12 protein-coding genes and 3 pseudogenes are annotated in these 16,013 nt (G+C 67.1%); 9 read left to right on the top strand and 6 right to left on the bottom strand.

The annotated features are described in order from the left end of the window. Complete coding sequence (locus ACH4UM_RS40115; protein ID WP_398191097.1) at positions 1–687, bottom strand: response regulator; 687 nt, start codon at positions 685–687, stop codon at positions 1–3. Positions 688–842: 155 nt separating this feature from the next. Here ACH4UM_RS40115 and ACH4UM_RS40110 point away from each other — a divergent pair, with 155 nt between their 5' ends. The 5 genes from ACH4UM_RS40110 to ACH4UM_RS40090 all read left to right on the top strand — a co-directional run bounded on the left by ACH4UM_RS40110 (position 843) and on the right by ACH4UM_RS40090 (position 5,291). Next, positions 843–1,499, top strand: coding sequence for a hypothetical protein (locus ACH4UM_RS40110; protein WP_398191095.1), 657 nt, complete (start codon positions 843–845; stop codon positions 1,497–1,499). Then, the gene (locus ACH4UM_RS40105; protein WP_398191093.1) at positions 1,499–2,581 is read left to right on the top strand and encodes a peptidoglycan-binding protein; all 1,083 of its coding nucleotides are present in this window, start codon (positions 1,499–1,501) and stop codon (positions 2,579–2,581) included. Before ACH4UM_RS40110 ends, ACH4UM_RS40105 begins: the two co-directional genes overlap by 1 nt. Beyond that, on the top strand, positions 2,578–3,318 hold the full coding sequence (locus tag ACH4UM_RS40100) for an ABC transporter ATP-binding protein (RefSeq protein WP_398191091.1): 741 nt from the start codon (positions 2,578–2,580) through the stop codon (positions 3,316–3,318). Before ACH4UM_RS40105 ends, ACH4UM_RS40100 begins: the two co-directional genes overlap by 4 nt. Then, positions 3,315–4,511, top strand: a complete 1,197-nt coding sequence (locus ACH4UM_RS40095) for an ABC transporter permease (RefSeq protein WP_398191088.1) — start codon at positions 3,315–3,317, stop codon at positions 4,509–4,511. The genes ACH4UM_RS40100 and ACH4UM_RS40095 overlap by 4 nt, the downstream gene beginning before the upstream one ends. Before the next feature lie 156 nt (positions 4,512–4,667). Continuing rightward, positions 4,668–5,291 carry a hypothetical protein gene (locus ACH4UM_RS40090; protein WP_398191085.1) on the top strand — a complete coding sequence of 208 codons (624 nt, stop codon included), beginning with the start codon at positions 4,668–4,670 and terminating at the stop codon, positions 5,289–5,291. Positions 5,292–5,820: 529 nt separating this feature from the next. On the opposite strand, the gene ACH4UM_RS40085 is transcribed toward ACH4UM_RS40090, so the two are convergent. Beyond that, complete coding sequence (locus tag ACH4UM_RS40085) at positions 5,821–7,143, bottom strand: MFS transporter (protein ID WP_398191082.1); 1,323 nt, start codon at positions 7,141–7,143, stop codon at positions 5,821–5,823. 188 nt (positions 7,144–7,331) lie between these two features. Between ACH4UM_RS40085 and ACH4UM_RS40080 the strand changes: the two genes are divergently transcribed. From ACH4UM_RS40080 to ACH4UM_RS40065, 4 genes are read left to right on the top strand one after another with little or no spacing between them, the layout of a single operon-like run. Continuing rightward, complete coding sequence (locus ACH4UM_RS40080) at positions 7,332–9,122, top strand: IlvD/Edd family dehydratase (protein ID WP_398191079.1); 1,791 nt, start codon at positions 7,332–7,334, stop codon at positions 9,120–9,122. 42 nt (positions 9,123–9,164) lie between these two features. Then, entirely contained in the window at positions 9,165–10,178 is a 1,014-nt protein-coding gene (locus tag ACH4UM_RS40075) for a sugar kinase (RefSeq protein WP_398191077.1), read from the top strand. Between the two features lie 33 nt (positions 10,179–10,211). Continuing rightward, positions 10,212–10,832 carry a bifunctional 4-hydroxy-2-oxoglutarate aldolase/2-dehydro-3-deoxy-phosphogluconate aldolase gene (locus ACH4UM_RS40070; RefSeq protein ID WP_398191074.1) on the top strand — a complete coding sequence of 207 codons (621 nt, stop codon included), beginning with the start codon at positions 10,212–10,214 and terminating at the stop codon, positions 10,830–10,832. A gap of 35 nt (positions 10,833–10,867) precedes the next feature. Then, entirely contained in the window at positions 10,868–11,584 is a 717-nt protein-coding gene (locus ACH4UM_RS40065) for a FadR/GntR family transcriptional regulator (RefSeq protein WP_398191071.1), read from the top strand. A gap of 38 nt (positions 11,585–11,622) precedes the next feature. On the opposite strand, the pseudogene ACH4UM_RS40060 reads toward ACH4UM_RS40065, so the two are convergent. From ACH4UM_RS40060 to ACH4UM_RS40045, 4 genes and pseudogenes are all read right to left on the bottom strand, one after another. Next, a pseudogene (locus tag ACH4UM_RS40060) lies at positions 11,623–12,835 on the bottom strand (IS3 family transposase). Positions 12,836–13,367: 532 nt separating this feature from the next. Then, positions 13,368–14,165, bottom strand: a complete 798-nt coding sequence (locus ACH4UM_RS40055; protein ID WP_398191068.1) for an MHYT domain-containing protein — start codon at positions 14,163–14,165, stop codon at positions 13,368–13,370. A 517-nt stretch (positions 14,166–14,682) separates the two neighbouring features. Then, positions 14,683–15,192: pseudogene (locus ACH4UM_RS40050) on the bottom strand (transposase); the annotation flags it as partial. Positions 15,193–15,231: 39 nt separating this feature from the next. Continuing rightward, positions 15,232–15,921, bottom strand: a pseudogene (locus tag ACH4UM_RS40045) (IS3 family transposase); the annotation flags it as partial. Positions 15,922–16,013 lie beyond the last annotated feature (92 nt).

Here is a 16,013-nt window from a genome sequence, read left to right as displayed (position 1 = left end):
TCACAACGGCCCGAAGCGGTAGCCGAATCCGCGCACGGTCTGGACGTAGCGGGGTCGGGAAGCAACGTCCTCGATCTTGGCGCGCAGCCGGGCCACGGCAGCGTCCACAATCCGGGAGTCGCCGAGGAAGTCGTGCTCCCAGACCGTCTGGAGCAGCTGTTCGCGGCTGAGGACCCGGCCGGGGGAGGTGGAGAGTTGCAGCAGGAGCCGCAGCTCTGTGGGCGGCAGTGTAACCGGTGTTCCGTGTTTGATCACGGTCAGAGCCGAGCGGTCGATGACGAGTCCCGCGTATTCGTCCCGCGCCCCGCGGGGCCCCGGTTCGGCACGCCGCAGCGCCGCTCTGATCCGGGCTTCCAGGACGGCGGCGGTGACGGGTTTGACGACGTAGTCGTCGGCGCCCGCTTCCAGGCCGTTGACGATGTCGGAGTCGTCGCCGCGCGCGGTGAGCATGATGACGGGCAGGGTGGAGCGGGCTCGGATGCGGCGGCACACCTGGAAGCCGTCCATGCCGGGCAGCATCAGGTCGAGCACGGCCAGTTCGACGGCCTTCCCGGCGGGCCCGTCCAGGAGAGCGAGGGCTTCCTCACCGGTGGCCGCCACGTCGACCTCGTACCCGTGCCGACGCAGCACGAGTTCTATCCCGTCGCGTACGGAGGCGTCATCCTCGATGAGCAGCACGTGTGACATGCAGTCGATTGTATGAGCGATTTCCTTTCGAATCGGGGCCGTTGAGGCGGTGGTTCGAAGGCCTTCGGCACCCGTTACATGTTCATCATGTGGCATTACACGCTCATCGAGTGGCCGTGGAAGATTCATCATGTCCCGCTGGGACGTTGGTTTCCATGAACCTGCGCACCACTTCCCCCGCCTCCCGTCCGCGCTCCGCCTCCCGGCAGTGGAGCGCCGCGCTGATCGTGGTCCCCGTCCTCGCCCTGGCAGTCGCCTGCGGCGGCGGCGACGGCAGCGGCGTCAACGACGAGGGCGTCGCCTCGGTCCCGGACGACCCGGCGGCCTCGGCCCCTCGGAAGCAGTCCACGGGTGGCGAGCAGCCCGCGGCCGGCAACAAGAGCGCCTTCTACGACGCCCAGCTGAAATACGTGCAGTGCATGCGCAGCAAGGGCGGCATCAAGGAGTTCCCCGACCCCAAGCTGAGTGGCTACCTGGACTGGGGCAAGATCGACCAGCTCACCGACAGGTACCCCGACGCGCCCAAGGGCGGCAAGGACGGGGCATGCGGTCACGAGATGTCCAAGGCGATGAATCTGGAGCCCAAGCGGGATTCGCAGAAGGTCTACGAGTCGATGCTTGCGCACGCCAAGTGTATGCGGGACAAGGGAATTTCAAAGTTCAAGAACCCGACCATGTCCGGCGGCAACGTCCTGCCCGGAGGTGACCCCAACCCGGCGAATCCGTCCTTCGACACCAACTCCCCGGCGTACAAGCAGGCGAGGGAGGCCTGCAAGGACAAGCTGCTCGACGGCCTCGACGGTATGCAGTGATGAGGCGCCGGTCACTCCTCCTCGCCGGCGTCACGGTCGCCGCAGCGGCGACCATCGCCGGGACCATGGCGTTCGGCGGCCTCGATGGCGCGGACGCGCGCGACGAGAACGTGGCCCTGCCGCCCGCCACCGCCGACATTGTCCGCACCGATCTACAGGTGAGCAAGACGGTCGACGGGAGGCTCGACTACGCCGGGCGGCGCACGGTCAAGTCGGCCGTCGACGGCACGATCACGGTCGCGGCCAAGGAAGGCGAGATCGTAGCGCAGGGCCAGCGGCTGTACGAGCTGAACGACAAGCCCGTCACGTTGTTGTACGGGCAGGTGCCGATGTTCCGCGACATGAAGATCGGCGACCGCGGGACCGATGTACTCCAACTGAAGCTCAATCTCATGGACTTGGGGTACGACGAGGGCCTGTACGTCGACTCCCGGTACGACCAGGCGACCGAGGCCGCCGTCAAGAAGTGGCAGAAGTCCCTCAACCGCGAGCCGACCGGCAAGGTCGGCAAGGGCGACGTGGTCTTCCAGCCGGACAAGGTCAAGGTCATCACGGCGGACGCGGCCCTCGCCGATCAGGTCGGCCCTGACAAGCCGGTCCTCACCGCCGCCTCGACCAAGCCGGTGGTACTGGCCTCCCTGGATCAGTCCGATGTGGCATTGACGGAGAAAGGCACCAAGGTCGAGGTGAACCTGCCGAGCGGGAAAACCGAACCGGGCAAGGTCACCGGCACGGTACAACCCGAGAAACCGGCGTCCCAGAGCGCCCCGGCCTCAGACGCCGACAATCGCATCACCGTTGAGGTCACTTTGGACTCAAGCAGGTCGGCGGCTGCGGGCGAGAACACGAAGGCGACCGTGAGCGTGAAGTTCGTCAGCGAGAGCCGCAAGGGCGTACTCGCCGTCCCCGTCGAAGCGGTCGTGGCGCTGCGCGGCGAGAGCGGCGGCTACGGACTCCAACTCGTCCAGGGCACCACCACCAAGATGGTGCGCATCGACACCGGTATGACCGCCGACGGAAAGATCGAGGTCAGTGGTCCGGAGCTGCGCGCGGGAATGAAGGTGGGGGTGGCCAGTCAATGACGACGGCTTCCCCGCCCGTGATCGAACTGCGAGGCGTCTCGAAGACGTACCCCGGCCGGGTGCACGCCCTTTCCGGCGTCGACCTGACCGTCGCCCAGGGCGAACTCCTCGCCATCGTCGGACCGTCCGGCTCCGGCAAGTCGACCATGCTGAACATCATCGGCACCCTGGACCGACCCACCACCGGCACGGTCCGGGTCGCCGGGCACGATGTGCGCACCCTGTCCGATGCCCGGCTGTCCGCGCTGCGCGCCCGGCACATCGGCTTCGTCTTCCAGCACTTCCGTCTCGCCCCCGGCCGGGACGCGGTCGACAACGTCTCCGACGGCCTGCTGTACTCGGGCATCGGTCGCAAGGAGCGAAACGCCCGAGCCCGTACGGCACTCGAGCGGGTCCGCCTCGGCCACCGCCTCGGCCACCGGCCCGCCCAGCTCTCCGGCGGCGAGAAGCAGCGCGTCGCCATCGCCAGAGCGCTCGTGGGCACTCCGGACCTGCTGCTCGCCGACGAGCCGACCGGCGCCCTGGACACCGCGTCCGGCGAGGTGGTGATGGAGTTGCTGCACGAGCTGAACGCGGCCGGCACGACCATCTGCGTCATCACCCATGACAACGAGATCGCCCACTCGCTGCCCCGCCGGGTCCGCTTCCGCGACGGCAAGGTGGTCTCCGACTCCGGGACGCCAGCTCTCGCACCTTCTCCCCCAGCGCCTTCTGCCCGCCCCGAGGTGATCACATGACCTCGGCCTCGCTGCGACCGGCTCGCCTCAGCCCCCGCGACATCGTGCGCGTCGGCGCGGTCGGACTGCGCGCCCGCCATGTCCGGGTCGTCCTATCCGCGCTCGGCATTGCCATCGGCATCGCCACCATGGTCGCGGTCGTCGGCCTGTCGACCTCCAGCCGTGCCGATCTGATGAACCAACTCGACCGGCTGGGAACAAACCTGCTGACCGCCGAGGCGGGAAAGGACTCCCTCGGGCAGGAGGTCAAACTGCCCAAGACCGCCGTCGCCATGGTCCAGCGCATCGGCCCCGTCCAGCACGCGACGGCCACCGCCGAAGTCGACGCACGGATCCGCCGCAGCGATGTCGTGCCCGAGGAACGGACGGCGGGCGTCACCACCCAGGCCGCCCGCCCCGACCTGCTGACCGCCCTGGGCGCCGAGGTGGAGAAAGGGGTTTGGCTGAACACGGCGAGTGAACGCCTGCCGGTCACGGTCCTTGGCTCGGTCGCCGCCGAGCGGCTGGGCATCACCGAGCCCGGCGAGAAGATCATGATGAACAGCGAGTACTTCGTGGTCGTCGGTATCCTCAGGCCGATCGAGCTGGTTCCCAACCTGGACCGGGTCGCCCTCGTCGGATTCCCCGCCGCCGAACGCCACTTCGGCTTCGACGGCCACCCCACCACCATCTTCGAGCGCTCCACCGACGCCTCCGTCGAGGACGTGCGCGCCGTCCTGGCCCGTACCGTCAACCCCGGCAGCCCGGCGGGGGTCAGGGTCTCCCGCCCCTCGGACGCCCTCGCCGCGAAGGCCGCCACCGACAAGGGCCTCACCACCCTCATGCTCGGGCTCGGCGCAGTGGCCCTCCTCGTCGGAGGCGTCGGCGTCGCCAACACCATGGTCATCTCGGTGCTCGAACGCCGCCAGGAAATCGGCCTGCGCCGCGCGCTCGGCGCCACCCGCAACGCCATCCGGCTCCAATTCCTCACCGAATCCCTGCTCCTGTCCGCCCTCGGCGGCCTGGCGGGCGCGGTACTGGGCACGGCAGCGACGTACGGCTTCGCACTCGCCCAGGGCTGGACGGCTGTCGTCCCGCCCTGGAGCCTGGCCAGCGCGCTCGGTGCCACACTCCTCATCGGAGCCCTGGCCGGCCTCTACCCTGCCATCCGCGCCTCCCGCCTGGACCCGACCACCGCGCTCAACGCAACGTGACAGCAGATGCTCATGATTTGGCAGCCAAGCAGAACATTCACCTGCTGTTCGGGCCGCGACTGCGCACGTGGGCGACCTGGGGCGTACCGCTGCTGACGGTGCTCGGCCGCTCTGTGCCAGGAGTTCGACGCCGACCCGCCGCAGGCAGAGGGGGAGTTGGCCGCTGCGCTGTCCGACGCGCACGTCTTCCTCGAGCGGCAGCGCGAGCTGCGTGCAGACCTGGTGCAGCAACTGCGGCAGGCCGTTGCCGAGCGCAGCTCGGTGCAGGTGCGCTCGTTGCTGGTCCGGGTCGAGACCGTGGTGGGCCATGACCGGTCGAAGGACGAGGACGAAGCCATCCGCGCGGCCGGCACGTTCCTCGAGGACCAGAAGCGAAACGCGGGCTGGGCGCACCGGGACCAGGCGCCCCCCGTCCGCGGGCCGAAGTTCTCCCGCATCCGCACCCCAGACCGTCCGCGCGCCGCGGCGGCGGCCTCCTCACGGCCGGATCCGGCCGCGGCCGCGCACCGTCGGATGCGGGATCTGCTCAGCGATCTGCGGCGCCTGGCCGGCCGTCTGCCCGAGCGTGAGATCAAGCGGATGATCGGTCAGCTGAAGAAGAGCGCGGACGAGGCCGGTGACCACGTCACCGCGCTGCAGCGCGAGGAGGCCGACTCCTGGGTCACGGCCACCCCTACCCTGTACCCCGCAGCCCCGGAGCAGGACCCGCAAGTGGCCAAAATCGCCAGTCGCACCGGGATCCACCCAGCGCAGCCACCCGAAGCGAAACAGGGAGGCTAACGGTGCAGGCCAGGAAGGGTCTTTGCCGCGCGAGCGGAGGTGAGCCGGGGATGGCGGCATGAACGGGCCCCAGACCTACGTCCTCTCCGCGCGAGCGGAGGTGAACCGACCTGATGACTGCACCTCCCGAAGTACTGCGCAACCGCTGTCGGAAACGGAACTCGTGAACGGCACCACGCATCCCCGCGTGGCGGCGTCCATCGCTCGCGAGTCAAACGCGAGCAGGAGGCCAGCCCAGAAGGCTCACCGCTGCTGCGGAACGGCGCGCCTGCGGTTCCGTCGATCGCCGTCGTCAGAACCCAAGATCTTCATGAGTCTTCTAGGCGGAACGCCGACCTGTTCGGCTCTGCTTGCTGTTGTCTCTCTTGATCAGCTGGCCGTCGGCGCTCAGCGTCGGCGGCCAGCTCTGTCACTGCCGGGCGCCGCTAGCCGGTGTGCGGCTCAGAACCAGTGGTCGGTACAGCGGGAGTCAGCGTCCAGGCTGTGAGTGAGACCTTCTCGCGGTTGGCAACGTCTGGGCTCAAGCTGATCACTCGGCGACTGCAGCTCCGCGTGATGTCTTCAGAGATTGATCCTGGCCGCGCTCCAGCACACGCTTGACGCCGTACGTCGTAGCGGCGGCTACGGCCATGGCGGCAACCAGGAACCACAACCCGGTCACGGGGGAGCCCGTGCGGTCGGCGATGGCTCCGATGCCCAGCGGACCGAAGCCACCGCCCAGGTTGCCGACCGCGTTGATCAGTGCGATGCCGGAGGCCGCCTCGACGCCGGTCAGGAATCGGGAGGGAAGGGACCACAGAACCGGCTGTCCTGCGTAGATGCCCAGTGCCGCGAGGCTGATCGCGGCCATGCGCAGGACCGGGTCGGTGAAGACCGTGCTGGCCGCCAGGCCGAGAGCGCCAAGCGCTGCAGTGCCGGCTATCCAGGGGTACCGGTCTCCGCGCCGATCTGCGACCTTGGGCACCACGTACAGGCCCAGCGCGACAAAGAGATACGGGATCGCAGTGACGAGGCCGATCTGGGTTCCGGTCAGCCCTCCGAAGTCGCTCACAATCGTGGGCAGCCAGAAGCTCAGGCCGTAAGCGCCGAGCGGGAAGCACAAGAAGAACAGCGCCAGGCAGACTACGCGCCGGTCCCGCAGAGCCCGCAACGGGCTCGGATGCGATGTGTTCCTGGCATCCTCTGTCGCGAGTTCGCTAGCGATCCATCCGCGCTGTTCCTCGTCCAGCCAGCGAACTCGATCCGGCCCATCAGGCAGGCACCTGATGGTGACAAAGCCGAGCAGGAGCGCTGGAATGCCGGTGCCGATGAAGATCCACTGCCACCCGGAGAGACCGAAGGTGTCCAGCCCGTCCAGAGCACCCATGACGGGGTTGCCGATCAGGAAGGCGAGCGGCTGGGCCATCATGAAATAGCCCACGATGCGGGCACGGTGGCGGTACGGGTACCACTTGGTGAGGTAGTACAGGACGCCCGGATAGAAGCCGGCCTCGGCGACGCCCAGGAGCAGCCGGGCCAGATAGAACTGCCAGGAGTTGCTCACCAGGGCGGTGAGCATGGTCACGCCACCCCATCCGATCATGATGCGGGTGAACCAGCGACGCGCACCGAACTTCTCCAGAAGGATGTTGCTCGGGATCTCGCAGCAGGCATAGGCGATGAAGAAGGCGACCTGGCCCAGGGTGAAGGCGGCGTTGGACAGGCCGAGGTGGCCCTGCAGCGTGAGTTTGGCGAAGCCCACGTTGGACCGGTCGATGTAGGCAACAAGGTAGAGCAGGACGAGGAACGGCATCAACCGCCACGTCACCGCTCTCATAGTGCTGGCTTCCATGGTGCGCTCTCTTTCTGGCACGTACGGGTCCTTGCGGCGGTAGGCCCACCGCAGGGGGCGAGACCCGGCGGCTCCTCTGGACAAGCGCAGACAGTAACGTGATTTGATATGACCATTGAAGAGGTCGTGCGGCAACGAGTTAGTCACGGCCTGCATAGGTCTCAGAAGCGCACGACGTCCCATCCGCACTGTCCAGGAGCTGCACCGCCATGACGGATAACGCTGCCCCCAAGCCGCCTGCCCGCACAGCGCAGGGTCACCAGCCTGTTGACTCGGAAGCCCATCGGGTGCCGCTGCGCAGCCGGAGCTGGTTCGGGGACGGTGGCAAGAACGGCTTCATCGCCCGCCACCACCTGCGGGCCATGGGGCGCGGCAGCCACAACTTCGACGGCCGACCAGTCATTGGTATTTGCAACAGCTTCTCGGAGCTCACGCCTTGCAATGGGCATCTGAGGTTGATCGCGGAGGCCGTCAAGCGGGGTGTGCTTCAGGCCGGGGGCTTCCCCCTGGAGTTTCCCTCCATGTCCCTGGGCGAGCCGCTCCTGCGTCCTACCTCGATGCTGTACCGCAATCTGGCTGCCATGGAGATCGAGGAGCAGATTCGTGCCAACCCCCTCGACGCCGTCGTCCTGCTCACCGGATGCGACAAGACGACGCCAGCCGCCCTCATGGGCGCAGCCAGTGCCGGAGTTCCGGCGATCGTGTTGACCGGTGGCCCCATGCTGAATGGTCGTTTCCGCGGACAGGCCGTTGGATCAGGCACCGACATCTGGCGGATGACGGAGGAGCTGCGTGCTGGCACCATCACTAAGGAGGAATTCAGCGAGTTCGAAAGCGCGCTGAACCGTTCCGCCGGCCACTGCATGACCATGGGCACTGCCTCGACGATGGCCTGCCTGGCCGAAGCACTGGGCATGATGCTTCCCGGTGCTTCCGGACTGCCAGCCGTAGATGCTAGGCGCGCCACACTGGCTGAGGAAACTGGCATGCGGGCTGTAGCGCTGGCCGCCTCTGCACTGACTCCGCAGCGTGTCATGACACGTGCCGCCTTCGAAAACGCGGTCCGGGTCAACGCGGCCATCGGAGGATCTACCAATGCGGTGCTGCACCTCCTCGCGCTGGCCGGACGTTTGGGTGTCGCGCTCTCCTTGGACGACTTCGACCGGCTCGGTGCCGAGCTTCCTCTGCTGGTCGATCTGATGCCCTCCGGCCGGTTTTTGATGGAGGAATTTGCCTACGCCGGTGGCCTTCCCGCACTGATTCACCAAATCCGGGACCACCTAGACGATAGTGCAATAACCGTGACGGGCCACGGGCTGCTGGAGAACTGTGTGGGTGCCCAGATCCACGATCCGCAGGTTATCCGGCCGCTAGACAATCCGGTATTGCCTCGGGACAGGGGAACGGCTGTCCTGCGCGGCAATCTCGCCCCATCCGGAGCAGTGATCAAACAGTCCGCAGCCGATCCACGCCTGCTCAGCCACACTGGCGCGGCGCTGGTCTTCGATTCCGTGGAGGACTACTTCGCCGTGGTGGAAGACCCCGCTCTAGACGTCACGGCCGATACCGTCCTGATCGTACGCAACGCCGGCCCCCGGGGCTATCCCGGTATGCCGGAGATCGGCAACCTCCCGATGCCGAAAAAGCTCCTGGATGCCGAGGTGCGCGACATGGTCCGCATCTCTGACGCCCGCATGTCGGGCACTGCTTTCGGCACGTGTGTTTTGCACGTGGCCCCGGAAGCAGCAGTCGGCGGGCCACTGGCACTGGTACGGACTGGCGACCTGATACGTCTCGATGTACCCGGTCGCAGGCTTGAAATCTTGATCGATGACGGGGAGCTGGCGCGGCGGCGGCGGGAGTGGACGCCACCACAGGCCCCTGTCAGCCGCGGTTGGATGCATCTATATACGGAGCACGTGACTCAGGCGGACACCGGCGCCGATCTGGATTTCCTTGTCGGCTCGACCAGCGCCGCACCACCTCGCCAGGCGTTTTGACCCCACTCACCCCGGCCCTGCCATCACGCGTAAGGAGTAGCCATGCCGGACAGCGAGCTGCCGGTGAGTATTTCCCGCACTGCCGCGCCTCCTGAGGTCGTTCTGTGTGGCGAGGCAATGCTGCTGCTGGTCGCCCAACCCGGTGTCCCCCTGGAGCGCGCCGTCGCCTTCCGTCGATCGGTTGCTGGGGCGGAGTCGAACGTAGCCATCGCGCTGGCCCGCCTGGGTCACCGTGCACGCTGGCTCAGCCGCTTGGGCGCCGACTCGGCCGGACGCGCTGTATTGGCGCAGATCCGCGGTGAAGGCGTCGATGTCTCTTACGTCACGACTGACGTCCACACGCCCACAGGACTGTTGCTGCGCGACAGTCACGCCTGCCATCCCCTTGACGTCCAGTACTACCGGGCCGGGTCTGCAGCTTGCCGACTTGCACCCGAGTCCCTGACGCCGGACATGGTGGCCGGCGCGCAGTTCGTACACGTCACCGGTATCACGGCGATGCTGTCGGACACTGCACTAGCAGCCACGGAACGCCTGGTGGAGTTGGCCTGGGATGTCGGCGCCCAGGTCTCATTCGACCCGAACGTACGCCTGAAACTGGCGGCAGCAGAGCACTGGCGGCGGATCGCCGGCCCGCTGATGCGTCGCGCCGATCTAGTGCTTGCCGGAGAGGACGAACTGGATCTGTTCGCCGACGGCAGCGGCGGCGGCTATCAACGGTTGGTCGACGAACTGCTGGCCGGTGGGGTAGGCGCCGTTGTGGTCAAGCACCGCGACAAATCGGCCTCCTACTTCACCGCGGCAGGGGTGTGGGGCCCCCACCCACCGCTTCAAGTCCCGATCACCGATCCCGTGGGCGCCGGTGACGCCTTCGCCGCGGGCTTCCTATCCGCTCTGCTGCGCAAGGCCCCGCCGGAGCAGGCGCTGGAGGAGGCCAGCGCAGTGGCTGCGCTCACGATCCAGTGCGTGACCGACACCGACGGGCTGCCCAGCCGTGCTGTCCTCGACCGCGCGCTCGCCGCATACACCCAAGGCCGCGACACGGTCGCGCGCTGACCCCGCTTCCGCTCTCCCACCGAAAGGCAGGACATGTACCGCTGGGACATCCTCCAGGCCGTCACCGCTCAGAGGGCCTTCGGTATCATCCGCAGCTCCACAGCAGAATCGGCTGTGACCGCGGCCCAGGCCATGCTCGATGCCGGACTGCACACCGTGGAGGTGGCTCTGACCACGCCCAAAGCGCTCAGCGCGATCACACAGCTTGCCATGACCAACCCTGGCTCCCTGATCGGGGCCGGCACCGTCCTGGATGGGGCCGCAGCTAAAGCGGCCATCGAAGCGGGGGCCGGTTTTCTGGTCAGCCCCAGCCTCCACACCGAGGTGATCCGGGCCGGGCACCGCTACGGCGTGCCTGTCCTGCCAGGCGTATCTACCCCCACCGAGATTGTCAGAGCGCTGGAAGACGGCGCCGATGCACTGAAGCTGTTTCCGGCCTCTGCCTTCCAGCCTCGCTGGCTCGCCGATGTACGCGCCGCCCTGCCTCAGGCACCGATTGTCCCGACGGGAGGTGTGACAATCGACAATGCACCGGAGTGGATCAGCGCCGGGGCGGTGGCCTGCGGCATGGGCTCCTCCCTCGCCTCCGGCGGCACCGCTGCCGCCGGAGAGCGTGTCACGGCACTGCTGAGGCAGCTCGCCCACGCGCGCTGACCGCGCGGGCACGTAAGGGCTAAGACAGGAGAACGGTGGAACTGCAGGGGCTTCACGGACAGGTCGTCGACCGGATCGGCGAATCGTTGGCCGCAGACGAACAACGCGCGGGACGCGTACTGCGCCTGGAGGACATCCAGACGCACTACGGAGTCTCACGCACTGTGGCGCGCGAGGCCGTCCGAGTTCTGGAGTCCAAGCGCGTCGTGCACAGCCGGCCACGGATCGGCATCACCGTCCGGCCTCTCACTCAGTGGAACCTCTACGACCCGCAGGTCATTCGGTGGCGGCTGGCCACCACGCAACGACGGCCGCAGCTTAGTGAGCTCGCCGAACTCCGTGCGGCAGTCGAACCGCAAGCCGCCCACCTCGCCGCCATCCGGGGTGAGGAGGCGCTGAAAACGCAACTGCTCGGGCACGCCACCGCCATGGCCGAGGCAGCCCAAGACAACAATATGAAACGCTTCATCGCTGCAGATGCCGCCTTCCACCGTACCCTTCTGAACACGTCAGGAAACGCGATGTTCGTCCAACTAGCGGAGGTGACCGAAGAACTACTCATCGCGCGTGGCGAGCTCCATCTGATGCCCGACACCATCGACGCCGACTCCCTAGAGCGGCATGTCGCCGCCGCACGCGCCATCGCGGTGGGGCAGGCCGCCGACGCCGCACGCTGCGTGCAAGAGATAGTCGAACGCTCTCGCGACGAAGTGGAACGCCTACTCAATCAGGAACCAAACGAAGATGATTGACCACCATGAGGCGTCCCCCGGAGTGTGGACACGGGGGTTCATGCTGCGAGTGTGAGTTTACGCGCTCTCTGCTGTCGCTGTTCGAATTCTACTGGCGAGAGGTAGTCGAGAGCGCTGTGACGCCTGCGGGCGTTGTAGTAGGTGAGCCATTGGAAGAGATCCAGCCTCGCCTGATGCATCGTGGAGAACAGCCTCTGGTGCATCGTCTCCCTCTTGAGCCCCTGCCAGAACGACTCGGCGAGGGCGTTGTCGTAACTCGAGCCGACCCGGCCCATGCTTCTGCGGATCCCGAAACCGTCGCAGACCTGCGCGAACGCGGCCGATGTGTACTGCGAGCCCCTGTCCGCATGGAAGATCACCCCGTCCACGTGGCCGCCGCGGCCATCTCCAGGGCGTCGATGACCAGTTCCGTGCGCATGTGCGTGGCCATCGACCAGCCGAGCACTCGGCGTGAACAGATGTCGATGACGCAGGCGAGATACAGCCACGTCCCACCGACCTGCACATATGTGATGTCGCCGCACCACTTCTCATTCAACTGCCTGGCGGAGAAGTTGCGTTGGACCAGATCTGGAGCCGGTGGTGCAAGCCGGTCAGAGACCGTGGTGCGCTTGCGGCGCCGTAGGTGCCGGCCCTCGATACCGTGCCGGCGCATCAGGCGCTTGACGCGCTTGCGGTTGATGGTGTGCCCGAAGCCCCGCAGCTCGGCGTGGACGCGGCGGACCCCGTACGTTCCCCTGTGCGCGGTGTGGACCTCGCGGATCTCCGCGACAAGCGCGTCCTCGGCGGCCTGCCGGGCGGCGCGGGCCCTCGCGCCGGCCAGCCACCGGTAGTAGCCGGAGCGCGAGACCTGCAGGACCCGGCATATCCGCGGAACACCAAAGGCCTTGGCGTGGGCGGAGACGAAGTCCCAGCGGCGGGTCTTCACTTCATCTCCTTTGCGAAATAGGCCGCCGCCCGGCGCAAGATCTCCCGCTCGAGCTCCCACTCCTTCTCGGCCTTGCGCAGCCGGCTGTTCTCCGCTCGGAGCTGGGCCAATTCCTCGTCCCCGCTCTCCACGTTCTGCGCGCCGCAGCTGTGATCGCGGCCAGCATATTCGTCGGCCTGGCGCACCCAGCTGCGCATCGTCTCGCCGGTCACCCCGACGTCCGCCGCGACCGCCGCATACGTGCGCTTCCCACCCGCCGCGCGGTACAACGCCACCGCATCGTTCCTGAACTCCTCCGGATACGGAGACCTACGTCCGACCAGGACACCCTTCCTCGGATCCACAAGATTTATTGTCAGAGTGTCCACACCGCCGGGGGCACCTCACCATCCCGACGCACCCCCCGCCGCCACCAGCCCGCACCCGCCGGCCGACCTGACCGAGATCGTCCGCCTCTACGGCCTGCGGCCGTGGATCGAGCAGAGCTACAAGCAGATCAAGGACGAACTCGGCTGGGCCGATTTCCAAGTCCGCTCCGACCGTGCCATCCGCCGCCAGATGCTGGTCAACTGCGCCTTCTCCTTCTGCTGGGACCGGTGGTTCGCCCCACCGGGAGCCCTGGATGCCACCGCGCCGGACCCGTGCAGAGAGGGGGACCAACCGCACCCCACCAGCCCCAACTGCCTTGCTGGCCCAGGGCCTTACGCGCCATCCGTTCCTGGCTCACCCCCGCCGTCACCCTCAACCGGTGGTGGCGGGCCTGGGCGGACACAGACCCACCCTCCGAGCCCCAGGCCCTGATCGATGCGGTCACCACCGGACACGGCATTGCCCTCTACCGCCGGATTTAACGAACTACCGGTATGTCGGGAAGTCGGTGCCGGTGCCGTACGGCACGGGCGCTTTCCGGTCCCGTTCGCCATCGCTGAGCATCATGTCGGGGTCGAACATGACGATCCAGGCGGCGACCACGAGGACGGCGAGCGGGCCGGCTAGCATGACCAGGAGGAACGCCAGCAGGCTGGCGGACGACTGTGAGGATGCGGCTTCGCCGACGAGGTGGACGGAGACTGCGGCCATGCCGGTGTAGTGCATGCCGGTCACGGCCATCCCCATGACCAAACTCGCTCCCAGGCTGGACCACAGGCCGTGGATGGAGACCGCGGCCCACAGTGCCGCCGTGGCGGCCGCCACGGCGATCATGACCGACAGCGCCACGGTCTGCACGTCGTAGTGGAGGTCGCCGTTGGTGTGGATGGCGGCCATGCCAAGGTAGTGCATGGCCGCGACCCCGAGCCCGGTGACCGTGCCCGCCAAGCCCAGGTTCACCGGTGAGCCGCCCCGGTAACCGACGAGGAACACGCCGATGGCGACGACGGCGATCGCGGCCGCGAGGCTGAGGAGCGTTTTTGTCGGGTCGTAGTGGACCAGGGCGCCCTGGATGCTGAAGCCGATCATGGCGATGAAGTGCATGGTCCAGATGCCGCAGCCGATCGATATGGCGCCCAGCGCCAGCCAGCCAGCTCTGCGGTGCGGGCGCCGCAGCGACCGGGTCGTGCAGCGCAGTCCGAGCGCCGCACCGAGACAGGCCATCAGATAGGCGGCCACGGGGGTCACGGCGCCATAGTAGAAGTTGGAGACGGTGGCGGTCACTAGGTTCCCTTCACGCGTGACAGGAAGCGGCACCGCAGACTCGGTGTGGCGCACGCACCCGCTCGACCACAGGCGGGCATGACCAGGCGCCCGGCAGTCCTGCTGAAGAAGCAGGGCACGGGGAACCGGGCGATCAGATCAAGCCACCTTGCCGAGTTGTGCACGATTCAAGCACGCTTGTGCCCTCCCGTCGCGCCTAGGTACTCACGGCGCTGGCTGCCATGACGAACTGTCATGGCAGCAGTCGAGCCGCCGCCGGTGCGCAGGGCAGTATCCGCACGCTGGCAAGACAAAACGGAATACGTCTGGGTCCCGGTGAACGAAGTCCCCCGAAGTCTGCGGGACCATCCCCGCGGGTGCGGGGAGCAGACTGCGTGACGTGCTTTTTACTGCGGAGAGGGATCCGTTTCCTGTACTTTCGCTGAATCCGCCAATTCAGTCATTCGGTTCATTGTTGGGTCCTACCTGCCGAAGTGGCGGCGCTTGGAGGCCTGAGAGGTCGTTTCATTCTGTTATTTCATCCCTGAATGCGGCTTTGATATGCCGGTGTCGGGTCTCGCCACGAGATGGTGTTCTCGCCGGTGAGGCGGCGGGCCATCAGGTCGGTCATGGCAAGGTGGATCATGGCTTCGGAACGGTGTGGATGGGTTTCGTAGTCGCGGGCCAGGCGGCGGTGCAGCATCAGCCAGCCGTAGGTCCGCTCCACTGCCCACCGTTTCGGGATCGGGGTGAATCCCCTGGTCCCGGCGGCGCGTTGGACGATTTCCAGGTCAATGCCGAGGGCGGCGGCGTGCTCGACGAAGTGTTTGCGGTAGCCGCCGTCGACCCAGACCTTGCGTAGGCCGGGATGGTTGGCGGCGGCCTGGTCCAGGAGGGTTTGCCCGGCGGTGGAGTCCTGGACGCCGGCCGCGGTGACCAGCACCGCCGGCAGAAAGCCAAGGGTGTCGGTAATGATGCTGCGTTTGCGGCCCACGATCTTCTTGCCCGCGTCGATACCCTGGCTCCTGGCGGGGACACTGGTAGATGAACCGCCCTGGGTTTGTTGGAGGCGGAGTTGTCTGGTTTCTCAGGCCGCCGGTGCGGTCTGGGGTGAACGGTAGTGGACGGTCTCGTATTCGGTGGGCGGGAGGTCGCCGATCGAGCTGTGCAGGCGCCGGTTGTTGTACCAGTCGACCCAGGTCAGCGTGGCGAGTTCAACGTCGTCGAGGGTCCGCCACGGGCCACCGGGCTTGATCGTCTCCGTCTTGAACAGACCGATCGTGGACTCCATCAGCGCATTGTCCAGCGCGTCCCCGACACTGCCGACGCTTGGTGCGGCACCGGCTTCGGACAGCCGCTGGGTGTAGCGGATGGCCAGATATTGACTGCCGGCATCGCGGTGATGCACCAGTCCGTCCAGGTCAGGCGTGCCGTCCCGGCCGCGGGACCAGATCGCCATCTCGAGCGCGTCCAGGACGAGCTCGGTGCGCATGTGGCCGGCGGCCCGCCATCCGACGATCTTGCGGGAGAAGACGTCGACGACAAAGGCGGCGTAGACGGTGCCGGCCCAGGTGGCCACGTAGGTGAAATCGGTGACCCACAGCCGGTTCGGCGCGGTCGCGGTGAAGTCCCTGTTCACCAGGTCCGTCGGCTTCTCGGCGCCCGGTTCGGCGACCGTGGTCACCTTCTTCTTCCCGCGGACCGCGCCGGCCAGACCGAGCGCGCGCATCAGGCGCTCGACGGTGCAGCGCGCCACGCGGATACCCTCCCGGCGGAGGTTGTCAATTCCTTTGTGTATGTAGAGGCATGCGTGCTTGCTGGTCGGGCCGTCGGCGGTGGTTACTGTTGGTGATCTTGCCGAGGTCAGAG

This window comes from Streptomyces sp. NPDC020801 (assembly GCF_044334385.1).
GTDB lineage: Bacteria > Actinomycetota > Actinomycetes > Streptomycetales > Streptomycetaceae > Streptomyces.
This window is presented reverse-complemented; position numbering and strand designations above follow the sequence as displayed.

Bases quoted from the DNA above. Each gene is read 5' to 3' on its own strand.
- ACH4UM_RS40115 (WP_398191097.1), bottom strand. From the start codon at position 687: ATGTCACACGTGCTGCTCATCGAGGATGACGCCTCCGTACGCGACGGG.
- ACH4UM_RS40110 (WP_398191095.1), top strand. From the start codon at position 843: ATGAACCTGCGCACCACTTCCCCCGCCTCCCGTCCGCGCTCCGCCTCC.
- ACH4UM_RS40105 (WP_398191093.1), top strand. From the start codon at position 1,499: ATGAGGCGCCGGTCACTCCTCCTCGCCGGCGTCACGGTCGCCGCAGCG.
- ACH4UM_RS40100 (WP_398191091.1), top strand. From the start codon at position 2,578: ATGACGACGGCTTCCCCGCCCGTGATCGAACTGCGAGGCGTCTCGAAG.
- ACH4UM_RS40095 (WP_398191088.1), top strand. From the start codon at position 3,315: ATGACCTCGGCCTCGCTGCGACCGGCTCGCCTCAGCCCCCGCGACATC.
- ACH4UM_RS40080 (WP_398191079.1), top strand. From the start codon at position 7,332: ATGACGGATAACGCTGCCCCCAAGCCGCCTGCCCGCACAGCGCAGGGT.
- ACH4UM_RS40075 (WP_398191077.1), top strand. From the start codon at position 9,165: ATGCCGGACAGCGAGCTGCCGGTGAGTATTTCCCGCACTGCCGCGCCT.
- ACH4UM_RS40070 (WP_398191074.1), top strand. From the start codon at position 10,212: ATGTACCGCTGGGACATCCTCCAGGCCGTCACCGCTCAGAGGGCCTTC.